General features: G+C 69.6%; 2 protein-coding genes. One reads left to right on the forward strand and one right to left on the reverse strand.

Annotated features, from left to right (window positions below; translation table 11 throughout):
* Nucleotides 1-14: 14 nt before the first annotated feature.
* A complete protein-coding gene (locus tag ACTWPT_RS60100; RefSeq protein WP_305919509.1) occupies nt 15-590 on the reverse strand; it encodes a TetR/AcrR family transcriptional regulator in 576 nt (191 codons plus the stop codon).
* A gap of 84 nt (nt 591-674) precedes the next feature.
* On the opposite strand from ACTWPT_RS60100, the gene ACTWPT_RS60105 reads away from it, so the two are divergent.
* On the forward strand, nt 675-898 hold a 224-nt coding region (locus ACTWPT_RS60105; RefSeq protein WP_443186497.1), incomplete at its 3' end, for a DUF4267 domain-containing protein.

Genomic DNA, 898 nt, shown 5'->3' on the forward strand with positions numbered 1-898 from the left:
CGTACGTGGCTGGGTCAGCGGGTGGCGCTGAGCTGGTCGAGCAGCAGCGTCAGGCGGGCCTCGCGGCCTGAGGCGGGGAGTCGGCCGCCGCGGGACAGGACGATCAGCCCGTGCAGGGCGCTCCAGGCGACCTCCGTCAGGATCGCCGGGTCGCGGCCGTCGGCGAACTGCGCGACCCCGGACAAAAGCGCCTGGAAGCCGTCCCGGAGCGGCTCCGGGGTGTCGTCCTGGCCGAACGGCAGGTCCACGGCCATCGTGAACATGGCGTCGTACAGCGCGGGGTTCTCCTCGGCGAACGCCATGTAGGCCCTGGCCAGCCCCTCCAGCGCGGCCCGCGGCTCGCCCGTCCGGGTCGCGGCGCGCAGGCGTACGGCCAGTTCCGTGAAGCCCTCCAGCGCCACCGCCGCGACGATGGCGTCCTTGCCGGCGAAGTGGCTGTACAGGACCGGCTGGCTGTACTCGATCTCGTCGGCCAGGCGGCGGGTGGTCACGGCGTCCCAGCCCTCGGACTCGGCCAGCTTGCGGGCGGTCTTGACGATCAGGTCGTGGCGCTGGGCGCGTTCGCGTTCTCTGCGCTGCTGTGTGGACACCCTCCAGATACTAGCACCGCTAGACAGATGAGCGCCGCTAGGCTAGCGTCGCTAACACTTCTAGCAACGACCGAAGGAGACGACATGGTCACCATCGCCACCTGGCTCGCCGGACTGATCGCCATCGGGATCATCCTCATCGGCATCCGCTTCCTGCTGCAGCCGGTCGCGTCGGCGGAGGGCTACGGGGTTCCCGTGTCCATGAACGCGTACCTGACCGTCAAGGGCGTACGGGACATCACGGCCGGGCTCGTCGTGCTCCCGGCCCTCGTGACGGGAAACCAGCACATGCTCGGTTGGCTGATTCT

The organism is Nonomuraea sp. 3N208 (genome assembly GCF_052245935.1).
In the GTDB taxonomy this organism is placed as follows: Bacteria; Actinomycetota; Actinomycetes; order Streptosporangiales; family Streptosporangiaceae; genus Nonomuraea.